The organism is Cupriavidus sp. C2SS-8b, assembly GCF_057073745.1.
The window spans coordinates 2,494,133-2,510,764 of the sequence record NZ_CP172717.1 but is presented as its reverse complement, the minus strand read 5'-3'; the positions used below and the strand labels follow the sequence as shown (position 1 = coordinate 2,510,764).

11 protein-coding genes are annotated in these 16,632 nt (G+C 64.8%); 3 read left to right on the top strand and 8 right to left on the bottom strand.

All coding sequences use genetic code 11. The features are described 5' to 3' along the window. Positions 1 to 277: 277 nt before the first annotated feature. On the bottom strand, positions 278 to 3,520 hold the full coding sequence (locus ACIGJB_RS28285) for a bifunctional diguanylate cyclase/phosphodiesterase (protein ID WP_483733253.1): 3,243 nt from the start codon (positions 3,518 to 3,520) through the stop codon (positions 278 to 280). Between the two features lie 278 nt (positions 3,521 to 3,798). Here ACIGJB_RS28285 and ACIGJB_RS28280 point away from each other — a divergent pair, with 278 nt between their 5' ends. Further along, positions 3,799 to 5,790 carry a sensor domain-containing diguanylate cyclase gene (locus ACIGJB_RS28280; protein WP_483733252.1) on the top strand — a complete coding sequence of 664 codons (1,992 nt, stop codon included), beginning with the start codon at positions 3,799 to 3,801 and terminating at the stop codon, positions 5,788 to 5,790. Here ACIGJB_RS28280 and ACIGJB_RS28275 read toward each other — a convergent pair. After that, the gene (locus tag ACIGJB_RS28275) at positions 5,784 to 6,170 is read right to left on the bottom strand and encodes a hypothetical protein (RefSeq protein ID WP_483733251.1); all 387 of its coding nucleotides are present in this window, start codon (positions 6,168 to 6,170) and stop codon (positions 5,784 to 5,786) included. The genes ACIGJB_RS28280 and ACIGJB_RS28275 overlap by 7 nt on opposite strands. Positions 6,171 to 6,432: 262 nt before the next feature. Between ACIGJB_RS28275 and ACIGJB_RS28270 the strand changes: the two genes are divergently transcribed. Both ACIGJB_RS28270 and fumC read left to right on the top strand, forming a co-directional pair. Then, positions 6,433 to 6,783 carry a four-helix bundle copper-binding protein gene (locus ACIGJB_RS28270; protein WP_483712660.1) on the top strand — a complete coding sequence of 117 codons (351 nt, stop codon included), beginning with the start codon at positions 6,433 to 6,435 and terminating at the stop codon, positions 6,781 to 6,783. Positions 6,784 to 7,011: 228 nt separating this feature from the next. Continuing rightward, on the top strand, positions 7,012 to 8,418 hold the full coding sequence (fumC, locus tag ACIGJB_RS28265; protein ID WP_483733250.1) for a class II fumarate hydratase: 1,407 nt from the start codon (positions 7,012 to 7,014) through the stop codon (positions 8,416 to 8,418). A 67-nt stretch (positions 8,419 to 8,485) separates the two neighbouring features. Here the strand turns inward: fumC and ACIGJB_RS28260 are convergent, their stop codons facing one another. From ACIGJB_RS28260 to ACIGJB_RS28235, 6 genes are all read right to left on the bottom strand, one after another. Next, a complete protein-coding gene (locus ACIGJB_RS28260; protein ID WP_483733249.1) occupies positions 8,486 to 12,022 on the bottom strand; it encodes an ImcF-related family protein in 3,537 nt (1,178 codons plus the stop codon). Between the two features lie 78 nt (positions 12,023 to 12,100). Beyond that, positions 12,101 to 12,370: a PAAR domain-containing protein gene (locus ACIGJB_RS28255; protein ID WP_483733248.1), complete on the bottom strand. Its 270-nt coding sequence runs from the start codon at positions 12,368 to 12,370 to the stop codon at positions 12,101 to 12,103. 70 nt (positions 12,371 to 12,440) lie between these two features. After that, positions 12,441 to 13,682 carry a hypothetical protein gene (locus ACIGJB_RS28250; RefSeq protein ID WP_483733247.1) on the bottom strand — a complete coding sequence of 414 codons (1,242 nt, stop codon included), beginning with the start codon at positions 13,680 to 13,682 and terminating at the stop codon, positions 12,441 to 12,443. A gap of 12 nt (positions 13,683 to 13,694) precedes the next feature. Next, on the bottom strand, positions 13,695 to 13,946 hold the full coding sequence (locus ACIGJB_RS28245; RefSeq protein WP_483733246.1) for a hypothetical protein: 252 nt from the start codon (positions 13,944 to 13,946) through the stop codon (positions 13,695 to 13,697). Continuing rightward, positions 13,943 to 14,839 carry a T6SS immunity protein Tli4 family protein gene (locus ACIGJB_RS28240; RefSeq protein WP_483733245.1) on the bottom strand — a complete coding sequence of 299 codons (897 nt, stop codon included), beginning with the start codon at positions 14,837 to 14,839 and terminating at the stop codon, positions 13,943 to 13,945. The genes ACIGJB_RS28245 and ACIGJB_RS28240 overlap by 4 nt, the downstream gene beginning before the upstream one ends. Further along, on the bottom strand, positions 14,836 to 16,629 hold the full coding sequence (locus ACIGJB_RS28235) for an esterase/lipase family protein (RefSeq protein ID WP_483733244.1): 1,794 nt from the start codon (positions 16,627 to 16,629) through the stop codon (positions 14,836 to 14,838). The genes ACIGJB_RS28240 and ACIGJB_RS28235 overlap by 4 nt, the downstream gene beginning before the upstream one ends. Positions 16,630 to 16,632 lie beyond the last annotated feature (3 nt).

The following is a 16,632-nucleotide window of genomic DNA, read 5'->3' as shown; positions in this document are numbered from 1 at the left end:
CTGGTTCAATCATTGTCGGAAAGCCTGCAGTCGGTTGCGCACCACGCGGCAGGCAGCGGGGCAGACTCTGAAGCGAATACCCGTACGAAATTCTTCGCACACTACGATCAATATTCGTCCGTTAGGACAAGCGACGCGTTTTTTGGTTACTTTTTGTCGCTCGGACAAAAAGTGACTCGCAGGCTACGCCTGCGAAACAGCGGCGCCCGCCAAGCACGCCGCCCCGCAATTCTCCGAAGATCCAAAAAATGCAGTTGACCGGCCCGCTCCCAGCAAACTATTCCGATGGGCCTATCGGCTGATTTTTGGGTTCGGTGTCAGTTTCGGCGTCCGATTCGCGCCAGGCATCGGCCGGCATCATGCGTTCGAAGCCGCTGTCGAGCACCTCGCGCAGCGTCTCGGGTCCGACCGCGCGGCAGAACAGGTAGCCCTGCAGGGCATCGCAGCCGCGCTCGCGCAGGAATCCGAACTGCGCCATGGTTTCCACCCCCTCGGCCACGACCTTGAGGTGCAGCTGGTGGCCGAGCGCGATGATTGCCGCCGCCACGACCTGGTCATGCCCCGGGGTGGCGACGTCGTCGACGAAGGATTTGTCGATCTTGACCCGGTTGATCGGCAGCCGCGTCAGGTAGTGCAGGCCCGAATAGCCGGTGCCGAAATCGTCGATCGAGATCTGCACGCCCAGCTCGCGCAGGCGGTGGAAGGCGTCGATGGTGGTCTCGGCGCCGTCGACCAGGATCCCCTCGGTCACCTCGATGGCGAGGCTCGCCGGCGGCAGTCCGGTCTGCTGCAGGCAGCGCGCGACCACGTCGGGAAACCCGGCCTGGCGCAACTGCAGCGGCGAGATGTTCACGGCCACCTCCATATCGCGGCCCAGCGCCACGCGCAGCGCCTGGATGTCGCGGCAGGCCGTGGCCAGCGTCCATTCGCCAAGCGCGCCGATCAGGCCGCATTGCTCGGCGATGGGGATGAACTCGGCCGGCGACATCGTGCCGCGCTCCGGCGTCTGCCAGGCGATCAGCGCTTCCACGCCGGTCACGGCCAGCGTGCTGGTATCGACGATGGGCTGGTAGCGCAGGTTGAACTCGTGCTCGTCGAGCGCCCGGCGCAGCAGCCCCTCGATGGTGAGGCGTGCAAGGGCCGCTTCGCCCATCTCGCTGGCAAAGCGGCGCTGCTGCGCGCGGCCGCCCTGCTTGGCGGCGTACAGGGCGGCATCGGCCGACTTGAGCAGGTCGGTCAGCGATTCGCCGTCGGTCGGGAACATCGCGATGCCCAGCGACGGCGTCACGCGCAGCCGCTGGCCGTCGATATCGAGCGCTTCGGACACCCGCGCCAGGATCTTGGAGGCGGCCAGCTCGGCTTCGCTGTCCTGGCGCAGCCCGCTCAGCACCACGGCGAACTCGTCGCCGCCCATGCGCGCGACCAGGTCGCCGTGGCGTACGGCAGCCTTGAGGCGGTCGGCAATGGTACGCAGCACGTCGTCGCCGACCGGATGGCCCAGCGAGTCGTTGATGTGCTTGAAATGATCGAGATCGAGCAGCAGCAGGCCCACGCGCTCGCCGTGGCGCCGCGCGTGCAGCAGCAGCACTTCGCCGCGCTCGGTCAGCCCGACGCGGTTGGGCAGGCCGGTCAGCGCGTCATGCATCGCCAGGTGGCGGATGTACTCGTCCACGCGGTGGCGTTCGGTCAGGTCGCAGGCAATGGCCTGGTACGCGCGCGGCTGGCCGTCTTCGGCCGGCAACGTGCACAACGTCACCTGCACCGGCAGGCGCGAGCCGCCCTTGCGCACCCACGTCCATTCGCGCTCGTCGACCAGCCCCAGGCGCGCCTTCGCCACCAGCGCGGGCAGCCCCGGCGCGACGGCTTCGCCGAGCTCGCGCGTCAGTTCGCGCGCGCGTTCGGCCAGTTCATCGGCCACATGCAGGTCGGCGTAGCGCATGCCGGCGGCCATCCCCGGGTCGGGATACCAGAGCATGTGCTGGCCCGCGCAATTGATGCCGGTGATGCACCCGTCTTCATCGAAGGTGATGACGGACATGGGCGCGTGGTCGGCCAGGCTCGCATAGCGGCCGGCCTGCACGGCAGCCTGCTGGCGCGCCTGCCACAACTCGTCCAGGTCGGTCAGGATCCAGAGCGTGCGGGCGGGCCCGCCGGCACCGATGCCCGGCAGTCGCGCCATGCCGGCCCGCAGCGGGAAGCGGCTGCCATCCGCGCGCACGCCTTCCAGCTCGCGCTGGGCCGACGCCGGTCCGGACCGCGCGACCGATGCCATCGCAATGCCGGCCACCCCGGGCACCAGCCTGGCCAGCGCGCGGCCCTGCAAATCCTCGGCACTGGTGCCGAAGAGCTGTGCCGCGCGCGCGCTCGCGCTGGTTACCTTGCCCTCGGCATCGGTCACCAGGAAGCCGTCCGCGGCAAGCGCCATGCAGGCCTGCAGCATGGCGTGGTCGGCCTCGCGGCGGTTGTCGGCCGCCATGGCGTCCTGCCGGGCGGCCTGGCGCTGGCGTGCCAGCGCAAAGGTCAGCAGCGTCACCAGCAGCGTGGCCAGCGTGCCGGCGGCCGCCACCATGCGGGCGCGCTCGGTGCCCTGGGCCGCTTCGAATGCCGGGCGCGACGCCGCGCGCAAGGTCCAGGTCCGCCCGCCGTAGTCGAACTGGCGTTCGGCGGCGAGCATGGGAAGGTGTCCGTCGTCACGGCGCTCGCCGTCGGTGAGATCGCCGGACAAGAGCCGGCCGCGCGCGCTGACGGGACCTTCATGGAGTGCCAGCACCAGCTCGCTCGCGGCGCGTCCCGTCACGCTGCGCATCAGGTCGCCCAGCCGCAGCGACGTATAGACATAGCCGATGACTGCGGCGCGCCGATCCTCGGCATTGCTGAACGCTTCGCCGCCGCCATACACCGGCAGGGCCACCAGCGCGCCAAGCTGGTGCGTCGGCGACTCGGCCTCGCGCTGCAGCTCCAGCCCGCCGGTCGCGCGCGGCTCGCCGCTGTCGCGGGCGGCTTCCAGCGCGGCGCGGCGCGACGGGTCGGACAGCAGGTCGAAGCCGAGCATCCGGGCGTTGCGCCCGGCCAGCGGCTCGATATAGAAGACAGGCACGTAGAGATCGCGCAGCCCCGGCGGCGTAATGCTGAAATCGGGCAGGCCGTCGCGGCGGGCGGCGGCGGCCAGGCGGGCCGCGCCATCGCCCGGGACCACCGGGGCATAGCCGACGGATTGCGTGCCGGGCGGCAGCTCGTCGAACTGCGCCGCGTACAGGTAGTTGCGCCACTGGGCGCGCGACGTGGCCGGGTGGGCAGTCATCAGCGCCGCCACGCCACGCAGCAACTGGTCGTTCTCCTGCAGCCGCGTGCGCAGCGCGACCGTGGCATCGGCCAGCAGCGCGTCGAAGCGCTGCTGCGCCAGCCGCTGCTCGGGTTGCGCCGCCTGCCGCCAGGCCGCCGCCGTCAGCAGCGTGCCGCCCGCGGCAACCAGCAGCGCGAGCAACACGGGCACGGCGGACGAGGGCAAACGCAGTTTCATGGCGGACGGGATTTGTAGATTGCCGCGCGGCATACGCCCGCGCCCTTGCAGGCATCGCGGCACTATACCTTGGCACGTCGCACGCGCACAGTCCCGCACCGCACCGTCCCCGCTCTCCCAACGGGACAGCCCGGCAGGCGGGCAATGTCACCCCACACACATTGCCCACCTGCCGTGACGCCGCCGGGTATGGTAGGGTTGTGCCGCTTGCGTTCCATTGCGCCCCCGCTTGCGCGGACACGGCCCGCAGCAAGCCGAATTCCGAACATCGCCCCCGCATGCCCGTCTTCTTGCCCACGCTGAAAGCGCGTATCGCGTTGATCACCACGGTTTTGGCCGCGGTGTTCGGCACGGGCATCGTGCTCACTTCGCTGTACGCGGTCCACCGCGACCTGCATGACGTGCTCCAGGACGAGCAGGACTCGATCGTCAAGCTGTCCGCCGACCAGCTCGACACCGCCATGCAAGACCGCATCATGCTGCTGAAGCAGCAGGCCGGGCAGCTTGGCGGCCTGCTCGCCACGGCGCGCGGCGCGCAGTCGCACGCCGCGCTGATCCAGGCACTGGCGCAGGTCCGGCGCGCCATTCCCGTTCCCGGCGCGTTCAACGGCCTGATGGTGGCCGACGCGCGCGGCACCGCGCTGGGCGACGGCGGCATGCTCGCCGAAGTCGGCGACCGCGGCTATTTCCGCGAAGCGGCACGCACGCGTGCGCCGGTGGTCAGCCCGCCGATCCGGGCGCGCACCAACGACCGCCTCGGCGTGATCGTGGCGGTGCCGGTCCTGTCGGCGCAAGGGCAGTTTACCGGCCTGGTGGGTGGCTGGCTCGACCTGTCGAGCTCCAACTTTCTCGCGGAAGTCCTGCACAACCGGCTCGGGACCACGGGCTTCTATTGCCTGGTGTCGGCAGGCAGCCGCCCGGTCTACGTGCAGCATCCCGATCCGGCGCAGGCGCGCCAGCCCGCCCGCGCCATTGGCGATACCTGCGGCCAGGAGGACCGCGCCGCGCTGTTCGAATTCCTGACGCCCACGCGCCCGGTGGTCTCGCGCTACCTGATGTCGACCACGGGCTGGGAACTCGTGGCGCTGCTCCCGGCGCGCGAGGCCTACACGCCGCTGCACCGCATGCAGGAGCGCCTGCTGCTGCTGGCGGGGCTGGCGCTGCTGCTGGCGGCCGCGTCCATCTGGCTGGCCGTGCGCTACCTGCTGGCGCCGCTGACGCGGCTGCATGAGGTGGTCCGGGACAGCACCTCCGACCTGTCCGCCTTCGAACGGCTGCCCGAGCGGCAGCATCGCGACGAGATCGGCGACCTGGCGCGCGCGTTCACCCGCCTGATGCGCGACGTGCGCGACCGCCGCCACGAACTGGACCGCAGCGAGCGGCGCCTGCGCGCCGTGACCGACACGCTGCCGTCGCTGCTGGCCTTTGTCGATACGGAGGAGCGCTATGTGTTCAACAACATCGCCTATGAACACACCTTCGGCATGACGCTGGACGAACTGCGCGGCAAGACCGTGCGCGAAGTGCTGGGCGAAACGCGCTATGCCAGGGCCCAGCCGTTCCTGCAGCGCGCGCTGGCGGGTGCCGTGGTGACCTTCGAATCCGAGGACAGCGATCCCGAATACCACTGCATGGAAACCAGCTACCGCCCCGAATGGAGCGCGGATGGCAGCGAAGTGGTCGGCGTGCATATCCACGTGCAGGACATCACGCCGCGCAAGCTGGAAACCCTGCGCCTGTCGCATATTTCCAGCACCGACCACCTGACCCAGCTATTGAACCGCAGCGCGTTCGAAAGCCGGCTGCAGCACGCCATGGCGGACTGCCGCGAAACCGGCGGGATGATGGCGTTGCTGTTCCTGGACATGGACCGCTTCAAGGCGGTCAACGACATCCACGGGCATGCGGCGGGCGACCTGCTGCTGCAGGCTTTTGCCAAGCGCGTGCTCGGCTGCGTGCGCAAGCAGGACGCGGTGGCGCGCGTCGGCGGCGACGAATTCGCGGTCATCCTCGAATGCGTCGGCAGCGCGGCCGCGGCCCGCAGCGTGGCCACCGCCATCCTGTGCGCGGTAGGGCAGCGCTTTGAGTTCGAGGGCATGTTCGCCGATGTCGACGTCAGCATCGGCGTGGCGTTGTACGACGGCGGCCCGATACAGGACAGCGAGCTGCTGCGCCTGGCTGACGTGCTGCTGTACCGCGCCAAGAGCGCCGGACGGGGCCGGTACGAGATCGGCCCGCCGGAACTTGTGACCGCCGACAGCGCTCAGTGAACCGTGCCGCGCGAGGGGCCACCCGGGCTACCGGGCTCTTCGCCGCCGTCGCTGCCAGGCTCATACGACACATGACGGCCGTCGCTGGACTGGTAGCCCAGCTGCGCGTCGGCGCCGAGCATCTTCTGCCAGGCGATCATGGCCTCGGCCACGGCGTTGGACTCGCCCTTGAAGACCACCACATCGTTGCCGCAGGACGGGCACTGCCCGCCAAAGACGGCATCGATGCCGGGCAGGCCGGGCACGTCCAGCTCGTCGAATTCCTGAAATGCTGTCTTGCAGTGGCCGCAGACCAGTTGCGCAGGGCGCAAGGCCTCCTTCTTCGCACGCGCCTCTTCCGCCCGCTGCTCGGGGGTACCCCGCCGTTTTGCCTCGCCCATGATGTCCTTCCTTTCCTGCCACATGTGAATGCCGTGTTTCCGATTAGAGCATGGCTTGGGGCGGCTGGTGCCGCTGCCATGGCCATTGCCGCGATCGGCGTGCGGCGCAGGCGGCATTGTAGATCACTGCTGTGCAGCAAACCCGTCCCGGCAGGACGCGTCGGCGCCTGCTATTGTGGATAACGGTTGCCCGCGACTGCCGTTTCAGTCACCGCGGGTTTCTGCCTGTTGCCGTCACCGACCCCCAAAGGAGGACGCTCACATGATCCGACCCACCGTGCAGGAAAACGCCCGCCGCTACGCCGACTGCATTGCCGCCTGCAATGCCTGCGCCGCCGCCGCGCTCAAGTGCGCCGCGGCGTGCCTGGAAGAGCCTGACGTGCGCAAGATGGCGCGCTGCATCGCGCTGGACATGGACTGTGCCGGCATTGCGCAGCTTGCCGCGTCGTACATGCTGCGCAACAGCGAATTCGCGCCGCTGGTCTGCGAGGACTGTGCCGAAGTCTGCAAGTGGTGCAAGGAGGAATGCGAGCGCCACGATGCCGAACACTGCCAGGAGTGCGCGCGCGCGTGCGCGGCGTGCATGGAGGCCTGCCTGAAGATGACGGCCTAGCCGTCCATGGACCCACGGCCGGCGCCATCGAGGATGCCGGCCACATCACTCGACGCCTGCCACGGCCGGCGTCCGCTTCGGCATCCGCTCGCGCCGGCGCGGGACAATGCGCCGGCATCGCTGACGGCGCTGCAGGACACAATCAAGCACTATTCTGAAAGACAGCCTTGGGCGGTCATGCCGCGCCACAGCAATCTTCTCCCTCTCCCCGTTGCCAGGAGCTTGTCAATGTCCGCACCGTCTTCCTCCGCCACCCGCATCGAAAAGGACAGTCTCGGCGATGTGCCGGTACCCGCCGACCACCTGTGGGGCGCGCAGACCGAACGCTCGCGCCAGAATTTCCGCATCGGCAATGAAAAGATGCCGCCGGCGCTGATTGAAGCGTTCGCCATCCTCAAGCTGTGCGCCGCGCGCGCCAACCGCGAGCTGGACGTACTGCCGCAGGAACTGGCCGGCGCCATCGAACAGGCCGCTGGCGAAGTGATCGAAGGCCGCTGGCCCGATGAATTCCCGCTGTCGGTCTGGCAAACGGGTTCGGGCACCCAGACCAATATGAACCTCAACGAGGTCATCTCCAACCGCGCCATCCAGCTGCTCGGCGGCCAGGTGGGCAGCAAGAAGCCGGTGCACCCGAACGACCACGTCAACGCGAGCCAGTCGTCCAACGACAGCTTTCCGACGGCCATGCATATCGCCGCCACGCGTGCGATCCAGCAGAAGCTGCTGCCCGCGCTGGAGCTGCTGCAGCAGACCTTCGCGCGCAAGGTCGATGCGTTCGCCGATATCGTCAAGGTGGGCCGCACGCACTTGCAGGATGCCGTGCCGCTGACGCTCGGCCAGGAGTTCTCCGGCTATATGACGCAGGTGGCCGACGCGCAGTCGCGGCTGCAGCAGGCCATGCTGCGCGCGATGCCGGTCGCGCAGGGTGGCACGGCGGTCGGCACCGGCCTGAACGCGCCACCGGGATTCGCCGCCGCGTTCGCGCGCGCGCTGGCCGACTACACCGGCCTGCCGTTCGAGCCCGCGCCGAACCGCTATGCCCTGCAGGCCGCGCACGATGCGCTGGCCGACCTGTCCGGCGCGCTCAACACCACCGCATCGTCGTTCCTGAAGATCGCGCGAGATTTCATGCTGCTCGGCTCGGGCCCGCGCGCGGGGTTTGCCGAGTTGCAACTGCCGGCCAACGAGCCGGGGTCGTCGATCATGCCGGGCAAGGTCAATCCGACACAGGCCGAGGCTCTGGCGATGGTGTGCTGCCGGGTGATCGGCAACCACACCACCGTCACGCTGGCCAATGCGCTGGGCACACTTGAACTCAATGCGTACAAGCCGGTGATCGTCTATAGCCTGCTGCAATCGGTAACGTTGCTGGCCGATGCGGCGTCGAGCTTCGCCGAGCATATGGTCGAAGGGGTGGAAGCTGACCGGGAGCGCATTGCCGAACTGCTTGAACGGTCGCTGATGCCGGTGACCGCGCTCAATCCGCATATTGGCTATGACAAGGCCGCCGAGATCGCGAAGCTGGCGGTCAAGCGCAATCTGTCGCTGCGCGAGGCGGCGATCGCGTCTGGACACGTGACGGAGGAACAGTTTGCGGAGTGGATTGATTTGAAGGGGATGACCAGGGAGGTGTAGGGCTGCAAGGCGGGACATTGCTTGGGCGATGTCCCGTCCGCCATCAGCGTGTTGCAGTACGCTGCCTCTACTGGCGCGAGGCCAAGTTAGCGCGCGCCTGCGGCTCACGGCCCACGAAGATGCGCGACGGCAATACGAAGCCGCGCAGCGCCAGCATCTCCAGCGGCCCCTGGCCGACTTCGGTGCGCATCTGGTAACTCAGGGGATAGACCACTTCGGCCGGCGGCGGCAGTTTTGCGGCCCGGGCCGTCAGGCTGTCGGGATCGTAGCGGTCTTGCTCGCGCCCTTCGTCCGGACGATCGTTGCTGTCGGTCTTCGCCGCCTTGGTGTCCACGTGTGTATCCGGCATCCCCTGCCAGGTCAACTGGTAGGTTGCGCTGTCCAGCGGCTCGACCCGCGCCCGCTCCAGCATACGCACCAAGCCCCAGCGGCCGCCGAACTCATAGCTCTTGTTGGTACCGGCCTTCTCGGTCTGCCATTGCAGGCGGGTGCCCAGATCCTGGGTATTGTTTGCAGGCCACGCCACCATCTGCCAGGTCTCGCGCTGGTTGTAGTAGTGCAGCTTCTGGCCATCGAGCGTCAGCAGCGTGTCCGTCAGGCCCGGCGTGGGGATTGGCTTGAGCTCGAATCGGTACTGCGGCTCTCCTTGCGCCAGCATGTGGGCGGCGATGCGCTGCAGGGTGTTGATCGCCTTTAGAAAGGCCGGATCGAAAGCCAGTGTCTGGCCGCCGGTCGCCGCCGGCACCCATTGATCGCCTTGCAACTCCAGCACACCGGCCAGTTGCGTGCCAAGGAACGCTGCGATCAGCCCGGTCTGCGGGCGCAGGAAGCGCGCCAACTCTGGCAGCGATGCATCATTCGCTGTGTCCGCAAATGGATAGCGTCCGGCGAACGCACGGCCCCACGTCATCGCGATGCCCTGCCGCCACGCGTCGTTCAGGCTCGCTTGCGCGGGTTGCAGCACCGTCTGCGTTGCCTGGGCGATGGGCCGCACGAACAGCGCCTCACCCATGCCTGCCCATTGGCTGCCGAGGCTCGCCGCCATCAACTGCGCATAGGCCTGGGTATCGGCCAACTCCGAGCCCTTGCCCTGGAACAGCGCCTGCGCCATCTGCCGGGCATGCGCATCGGCATCCGCGCTGTTGCTGACCTGCTGCAGCCGCAGGCGCAGCACCGTGGCGCGGTCGAGGAAGCGTTGCAGGCTCAGGTCCCCATTGCTGCCGGGATTAGCGTTGACGCTCTGGCCCTGTCCCACCAGCCGCAGCACCGGGCCGAACGCGGCGCCGAGCGGGCCCGCCGTATCGGGCTTGATCGCCTCGGGACCAGCAGCCTTCTTGCCGAGCAGATCCTGCGCCTTGGCCACGAGCGTGTCGGACAGGGAATCCTTGCGGGCACCCGCGCCGCCCTGGTACTCGAGCGATTTCATCAATGCGATCACTGGCGACTGGCGGGTATCGGCCATCAGTTTGAGCTGGTCGATCGCGGCTGGCAGCGTGGGCGCGGGCTCCCATTGCAAGCTGTTCATGAAACCCTGCCAGCGGTCTGCGTAGTCGGCGAAGTATTGTTCGGTCAGAGCCGCCTGCAGCGCTTCGGCGGAGCGGCCTGTTGTCGGTTGCGTCTGGGAATTGCCGTCGGTCAGCACCCAGTCGCTGGCGATCTCTGTCCGCTTTGCAGCCGTCTCGATCGCGGGAGCGACATATCCCTCGTAGGCCTGGCGGGTGAAGACGCCCGGCACGATCGCCGCCGTGCGCATCAGCCCGCGGGGATCAGTGCCTGATGTGAGAGATACCAGGTTCTGGTCGGGGTATTTGCTGCGGCCGTTATCGTCGAAGGATTTGATGATGCCCTGGTAGACCGTGTCCTCGGCATTGCGCTCCCCGATCACCGCCAGCAAGGTCTGGCGCGCGCCGGACACCAGCTCGGGCCGGGGCTCGATGCGCCACGCCGGGTTGGCCTTCAGGTGCTGCGCGTAGAACTTCAGCAGGCGTTCGGCGAGATCCTGCTGCTCGCCTGGCGTGATGCGCGCGTCGGTGGACCAGTGCTGCGCCAATTGCGGGGCAAGGAAAGCAGCGTCGGCGCGCTCGGGGTTGGCGAGCATCAAATACGTCTTGAGCTTCTGGTGGCCCCCGAGCGCCCAGCGGCTGGTTTGCTCGTCCAGCGAGTCGGTCCGCATTTGCGCGAGATCCACCAATGATGCTTCCAGGTCCTGCTGGATGGGCGCGATGAGCAACCGACGGCTGGCCTGTGCGTACGGATTCCACAAAGCGTCGAGCACCGCCGGATCGCGGTTCAGGCCGAAGCGAGTCGCAAGCGGCGCGTGATGCTCGGTGCGGGTCTCGTAGCGCTCGATTTGCTGCTGCAGGGCAAGCAGCGCATGCAGGCGCGCGGCGGCGTTGGGGGCTGATTGAATGTCGGTCACGGTCTGCCGGGCGGCACGTATGTCGCGCCCGTTCAGTAACGCGGACATCAGGATGCCGACGCTCCACAGACCGATCGCGGCCAACGCAATGGTGGAGAACATTGTGACGGGGTGCCAGCCGATGCGCCGGCCCGGCTGGCGGCGGGCGGATTCGCCCAGGTATTGCCAGAGGGGCAGCTCGGCACCTGCTTCGCCGTTCGCATCGGCCGCAGCAGGGCTGGGATATGGCGCGAATACGATGCCGTTTAGCGCAATGCGCCCGCGCTGGTTGTTCACTATGCCGCCGATCCAGTCGGCGAGCGCCTTGGCACGGGTGTCAAGCCGTACGGAAAGCTCGCCCATATAGCGGTCGCGCTTGTTGTGAATCAGTTGTTCGATGCTGCGATCCGACAGTTGATCGCGAAGGGACTCAAGTGCCTGCGCGATGGCGTCGGCGTTCGCTTGACGCGGCAGCTCGCAGCCGATTACCGGCGTATTGCCGTTGGCTGCTACGTCGGTCTGCGCGACATCGAGCAGGTAGACCGGGGCGGACCAGTGCAAGATTTCGGCGATGCGGGCCAGGCGGATCCCATAGGGAACGGTGCCGCCGCGTTGCGCGGGCAGATTGGTCTCGCCATCGGTGGTGAGGACCACCGCATCGACCGGGCGACGGCGGCGTAGCTTGTAGAGCTGCAGAAGCCAATCGTTATCCGGCTGACCGTCCTGGCCGCTCTTGCACCACAGCAGCACCATATCTGGCAGGCCCAGCCAGCCCTGTTCGGCGAGACCAGGAAGGAACTTGGCGATGACATGATCCTCGCCGGTCAGAAGTAACCAGGTTCGGCTGTAGCGCCAGCGAAATCCATACTGCTGCCTCAAGGTCTGATGAAGATGTTCCAGAGGCTTCAATGCCGTACTCGGCCGACCATCTACAGCAACAATACTCGCCTGAGTTGTGCCAGTCATCGCAGATGCGCGGAGTGCCAGCCACCGCTTCAACGAAGCGAGTGCATCCTCCCAGCGGATCAGGCGATCAAATGACGCGAGAATGGCTGCCACCAGCGCACCAAGTGCTACCGCCAATAGCCAATGGCTTCGCGCTTCAGGCGTCTTGATGCCTATGGAATCGCCCCATAGCCATATGGCACCGGCGACCAGTAGGGCAAGTACGAGTATCGAGACCAGATCGATCCGCAGCTTCTTCATTGTTTGAAAAGCAACTCTCTGCTCGTGTATCGAGCTAACTTGGATTGGCCGTCATGGAGGCGAACCATCCCCGAGAACTCATATATCCATATACGACGAGTGCTGTGACGGTATCAGTAGCGGGCTCGGCATACAGCGACAGACACAAAGGTCGTCGCTTAAAGCCGCTTGTCGCCCGTCAGGTCCCGTCATCGCCAAGCGCGGGCCGACGCAAACGATCCGCCCCATTGTCTTGCAGACCGGGCACCAAACCGGGTCGTTTTCATAGGCCTGCTCACGACCGCCCAGCACGTCGCCACTATCTCCGCCAGCAACGACTCCACCCAACGTGGTGAAATCCCCCTTCATGATGTCGTAACGCCTTAGCAAGATTCGCTCCTTGTGCACGATCTTCCGGCTTTGATCTCGTCTCTTGCAATCACTGCCGAATCACAGCGACATCCACGCAGTCCCGGCCGCCGACAAGAATGATCTGATTTTGGAAATCGTCGGACAGCGATCCGGCAGCGCACGCGATTGCCAGCCAAGGTGCCGCTGCCCCAGCATGCCCTACGGTCTGATCGAGATCCAAAGGCTGCGTTTCCAGCCCCATCGGCATGGCCGCACTGCGCAGCATCCCGGCCTTTACGGCATCGACGCCGGTCTGCCAGGCCCCCTTTATGTCCGACGCCCTGGTATCGCCCCATTTAAGGGCATGTGCCAGGGTGTCGTTCGACTGGACCAACGAACCGCGTACCGGACGATGGAGGTTGGCCTCACGTAACAAAGCCAGCCTGCTGGCTGCTTCATCCGGCATAAGCAGTACTGCTACACCGGCTTCAGCGGTGCCCGGGGGCGGCGTGTCGCTCAGTACCGGATGCAGCTGAATGACCACAATCAACCTCGCCTCACGTCCATCTTGGGCGACAATTTCGTCGAGCCAGCCATCAACAACATAAAGACCGGCGGGATCAGGCTCTTCGACAATTTCCATCGTTCGAAGCCGATGGTCTTGCCAGGCTTTCCGCCAGAGGGCCACATAGTCCTGCCTGCCCAAGCCACTGCAGACCCACAGGCGAACGCTTAGATTGATGTGCAGGGGCACCGCCCGAATTTGTTCTGCAAGTTCGCCAAGCAACTCTGAATACAGCCATTGCGTCACGGTCCGATGACGCTCTTCATCTTTTTCTATCCCGCCGGCCACAAGGTGTACGCCTGGCACTTCCAACCAGCGAGCCCTCACTGGATCGCCTTCGTTCGCGATGGACTTCTGACTGCTGAGCTTGACCGTACCAGCCTGTATGCCGGACACCGCGTTTACATTCCGGTCCGACGAGATTCGATGCGCTGCAGCGAGCACTGCCAACGGACGAGCCGCTACAGCAAAGACGTGTTCGTTGTACTGGCGAATCGCTTCGTTGTGCATCACAACATCAAGCTTGCGGCCTTCGTGATGGCCATACCTGCGCAGCACTAGCCAGACCGGCACACCAATGGGGAAGAGGGTAATGGTTGCCCAGAATCGCCATGTGTGGGTCGGCAACTGCTTTGGCCATAGCAAGAGGACCGCAAAAATGCCACCTAGCACCATGACCAAGAATGCTATTACCCATATCAACCGAGACGGCTGATTGGTGATCTCCGGCTCTTCTGTCGGCAGACGCGCGAAATCAACCGCCATGCGTCGCTCCGATCATTCCATGCGCGACGAAGCGACGGGACGCATGGCAAGGTCGCACTCGGCGTGGCGCCAGCGTGCAACAACACCATCGCTGGATTCGTGACGCTTCTGGTGAGCGGATGGGAAGACATCCTCACACAGATAGCGCATGGCTTCCCCCACGGAGAGGTTGCGCGCTGAGGCCGACGAGTACCCCGAAGCCAGCATCGATACCGGCGCGGCTGACATGGCCAAAAGCATGCGGCGGCGAGTGAACTTGCTCATACGGCCCCCGGACGCAGACGCATGGAACCCACCACGGCATCCCACAACTCCAGCGCTTCCTCGTCGCTGGCGAACGATTCCTTGTTGGTGAGGTAGGCGCTTTCGCCGACTTGCAGCGATACATTCAGGTTGGGCTCGGCCAGCGAATCGGCCTTGCCCGGCGCCTCCCACTTGAAACCATAGGTTCGCTTGCCGTCCTGCGTGCCAGCCACCAGGATCTCATCAGCCTCGATTGGACCAACCGAACGCGGACGATTGCGCAACTGGGCAACACCGGCCACCGCGCCTAGCAATCCGGCCAGGATGCCGCCGGCCCGCTGTCGCAGACCTGGCTCGACTTGATACTGCGTATAAGCTGTAATCCTGAATGACACATCGGGCTTACCTGCCAGTTGAATCACCATCTCCCAGCTTTCCCGGTTCATGTCCACATCTGCCAGAATCGTGTCGTTGGCCACGTAACCAAGGCTCGTCGGTATTCCTCCAGATGGAATCTCTCGCCATTTCAGTGCCAAATCTTCACACGCGGATAGTGCCGACGCCTTGCGGCTCGGCGACACGTCTCCCGAGTACTGCAATGTTCTGGACCCAGCTCGAAAGTAGGAGTCGAAGTGGTAGTACTCGATGCTCAAGTCCAACGAGGAGACAAGTGTCACCGATCCATTGGCGTGGGGCACATGCTCGACGAACAAGCTACCGCCCGACTTCCTTCGCATTGCTCGAAGCTCCTGCTCCCTTCGAGCTACTAATTCGTTGAACTGTTGGTCCGTCTGGACTGCCGGTAGCAGTTCAATCGGCACCTTGTTGTACTTATAGCTTTCGATCAGCCTTGCACTATCTGGGACATCCACCAGATGCCTGCCAATGGCGCGGGTTCTCGTTCCTTCTTTCACACTGACTCCTTTTTGTGCCATTGGGCTTGCTGGGTGATTTTTATGATGGCGAACATCGTGGCATAGAGTGAACGCTGATACTTGTCGCCATAGCTCTCCTGATGGTCGTAACAGTAGTTCGCATTCCGTCTTCCTGGATTTTCCTGTCCATGCGCAAAGCTCAATGCGATTCCGGCCATGCCAGGCGCTGCGCCAGAGGGAACCGGTACGGTGCCGTCTCCGGGGCAATCAGGTTCACCGATCGTCAGGCTGAACCCACCTGACGTCCTCAACTTCCCATTGCCATCGTCGCTGACGATGCTGATATCGCTCGGCTCCAGCGCGCCAATACCTACACCTTCCCAAGCCACCGCTCCCCACGTGAACCGATCCTTGCTCGCCATCATGCTTGTCCCGAACAGGCCGCCATTGTCGTTGTCGGCCTTGCGCAAACCTTGCGCGCCATAGTGAGCATAGGTGGGTACCTTGTATCGCTTCTCGATGCCCTCGTGAAACTCTCTCACCTTAGCAATTGTCTGACTCAAGGCTTCACGAGGCGTCTCCCTCTCCAACTTATTGACCTTCTCTGACTGTGCTACTGCTTTCTTACCATCTGTATTCATCAGCCCCAAATTGCTATCCGGCACCAGCCCATACCACGCCGGTGAAAGATAAATCTCGCTATAGGGATCACCATTGCTCGGCAACGGCGGCATGATATCCACACCGGTCCTCTTGTCCCGCAATCTGAGCCACGGCTTGCCATCGTTGTAGTCCGCCGTGGGCAACAATTCCAATCCCCCTGGTGCTTGCGACAGAATGGCAACCACATCCGCAGCGTTCCGACCGAGAAACAATTGCTCTACCCCCTCGAAGCCCGCGCGCATGCGCTTGTACGTGGCCGGCGCACCAGTAGCGGGTTGTACACCGTGCGAGACACCAAGCACTTTGTCGCATTGGTGGATTTCCGTGAGCGCGCGGCTCACCAGTCCACCCATCGAATGGGTAACGACGATGACCTTATCAGCCATCACGCGCCCCGGCTTCTTACGTCGGATGCTGCACTGATTGTTCCCCTTGCCATCCGGTGTGTCCTCGACGACTACCGTCCTCCCTTCGTTGTAGTACGGCAGAATCTTGTTCTCGATCAGATCCTTGATGGCCGCACCGGAGTCGCGGTTGCTTTGCAGCCAGTTGTAGCCGCCTGCCCAAACGTCGAACTGGTAGTTGGCGGCGTGGAGGATTTCGTCGCGAGTCAGTGCCTCGCCACCTTCAGCTCCCCAATCGGCAGGTGCGTCATGCCCGAAGTCCGCTGCCCAGTTCTTCAAGTCCGCCTCGCAACGGGTGAAGTCATACTCCGCCAGCGAATTCAGAAGATATTGCAATTGAGCCATGAACGGATGGTAGGAGGAGCGCATCAATGCCCCCCAACCGCGAGCCACCAACACGTTCTTCGGGAGCCCGCTCTGCCCGGCATCGATTGGACCGCTGGGATCGATTTCTACGGTCTCTGTTGCCAGATCACCGGCACGCTCTTTCGTATTTTTGAATAGATAGTTGAACAACTGCCCGATCAGATCCGCGGCACCCCGAAGGTCGGTATTGGGAGGCCGCCAGACGACGTTCTTTCCTTCCTTCTTCCTCAGATTGGTTCCCATGATCCCGGGCAAGAAAAGGATAGGAATCACGTAAGGCTTGGCGAGAATAATCTTCTCGCGCTGATCCTCTGCTGGTGTCAGCGTGGCTGAACTGTACTGATCGCCATCGTTGTCGACGACGCTGGGGATTAACACGGGGTTCGCTTCGGCCATGGT

Excerpts from the sequence above, each read along its gene's own strand:
- ACIGJB_RS28235 (WP_483733244.1), bottom strand. The coding sequence starts at position 16,629 with ATGGCCGAAGCGAACCCCGTGTTAATCCCCAGCGTCGTCGACAACGAT.
- ACIGJB_RS28280 (WP_483733252.1), top strand. The coding sequence starts at position 3,799 with ATGCCCGTCTTCTTGCCCACGCTGAAAGCGCGTATCGCGTTGATCACC.
- ACIGJB_RS28285 (WP_483733253.1), bottom strand. The coding sequence starts at position 3,520 with ATGAAACTGCGTTTGCCCTCGTCCGCCGTGCCCGTGTTGCTCGCGCTG.
- ACIGJB_RS28245 (WP_483733246.1), bottom strand. The coding sequence starts at position 13,946 with ATGAGCAAGTTCACTCGCCGCCGCATGCTTTTGGCCATGTCAGCCGCG.
- ACIGJB_RS28250 (WP_483733247.1), bottom strand. The coding sequence starts at position 13,682 with ATGGCGGTTGATTTCGCGCGTCTGCCGACAGAAGAGCCGGAGATCACC.
- ACIGJB_RS28260 (WP_483733249.1), bottom strand. The coding sequence starts at position 12,022 with ATGAAGAAGCTGCGGATCGATCTGGTCTCGATACTCGTACTTGCCCTA.
- ACIGJB_RS28255 (WP_483733248.1), bottom strand. The coding sequence starts at position 12,370 with ATGAAGGGGGATTTCACCACGTTGGGTGGAGTCGTTGCTGGCGGAGAT.
- ACIGJB_RS28270 (WP_483712660.1), top strand. The coding sequence starts at position 6,433 with ATGATCCGACCCACCGTGCAGGAAAACGCCCGCCGCTACGCCGACTGC.
- ACIGJB_RS28275 (WP_483733251.1), bottom strand. The coding sequence starts at position 6,170 with ATGGGCGAGGCAAAACGGCGGGGTACCCCCGAGCAGCGGGCGGAAGAG.
- fumC (WP_483733250.1), top strand. The coding sequence starts at position 7,012 with ATGTCCGCACCGTCTTCCTCCGCCACCCGCATCGAAAAGGACAGTCTC.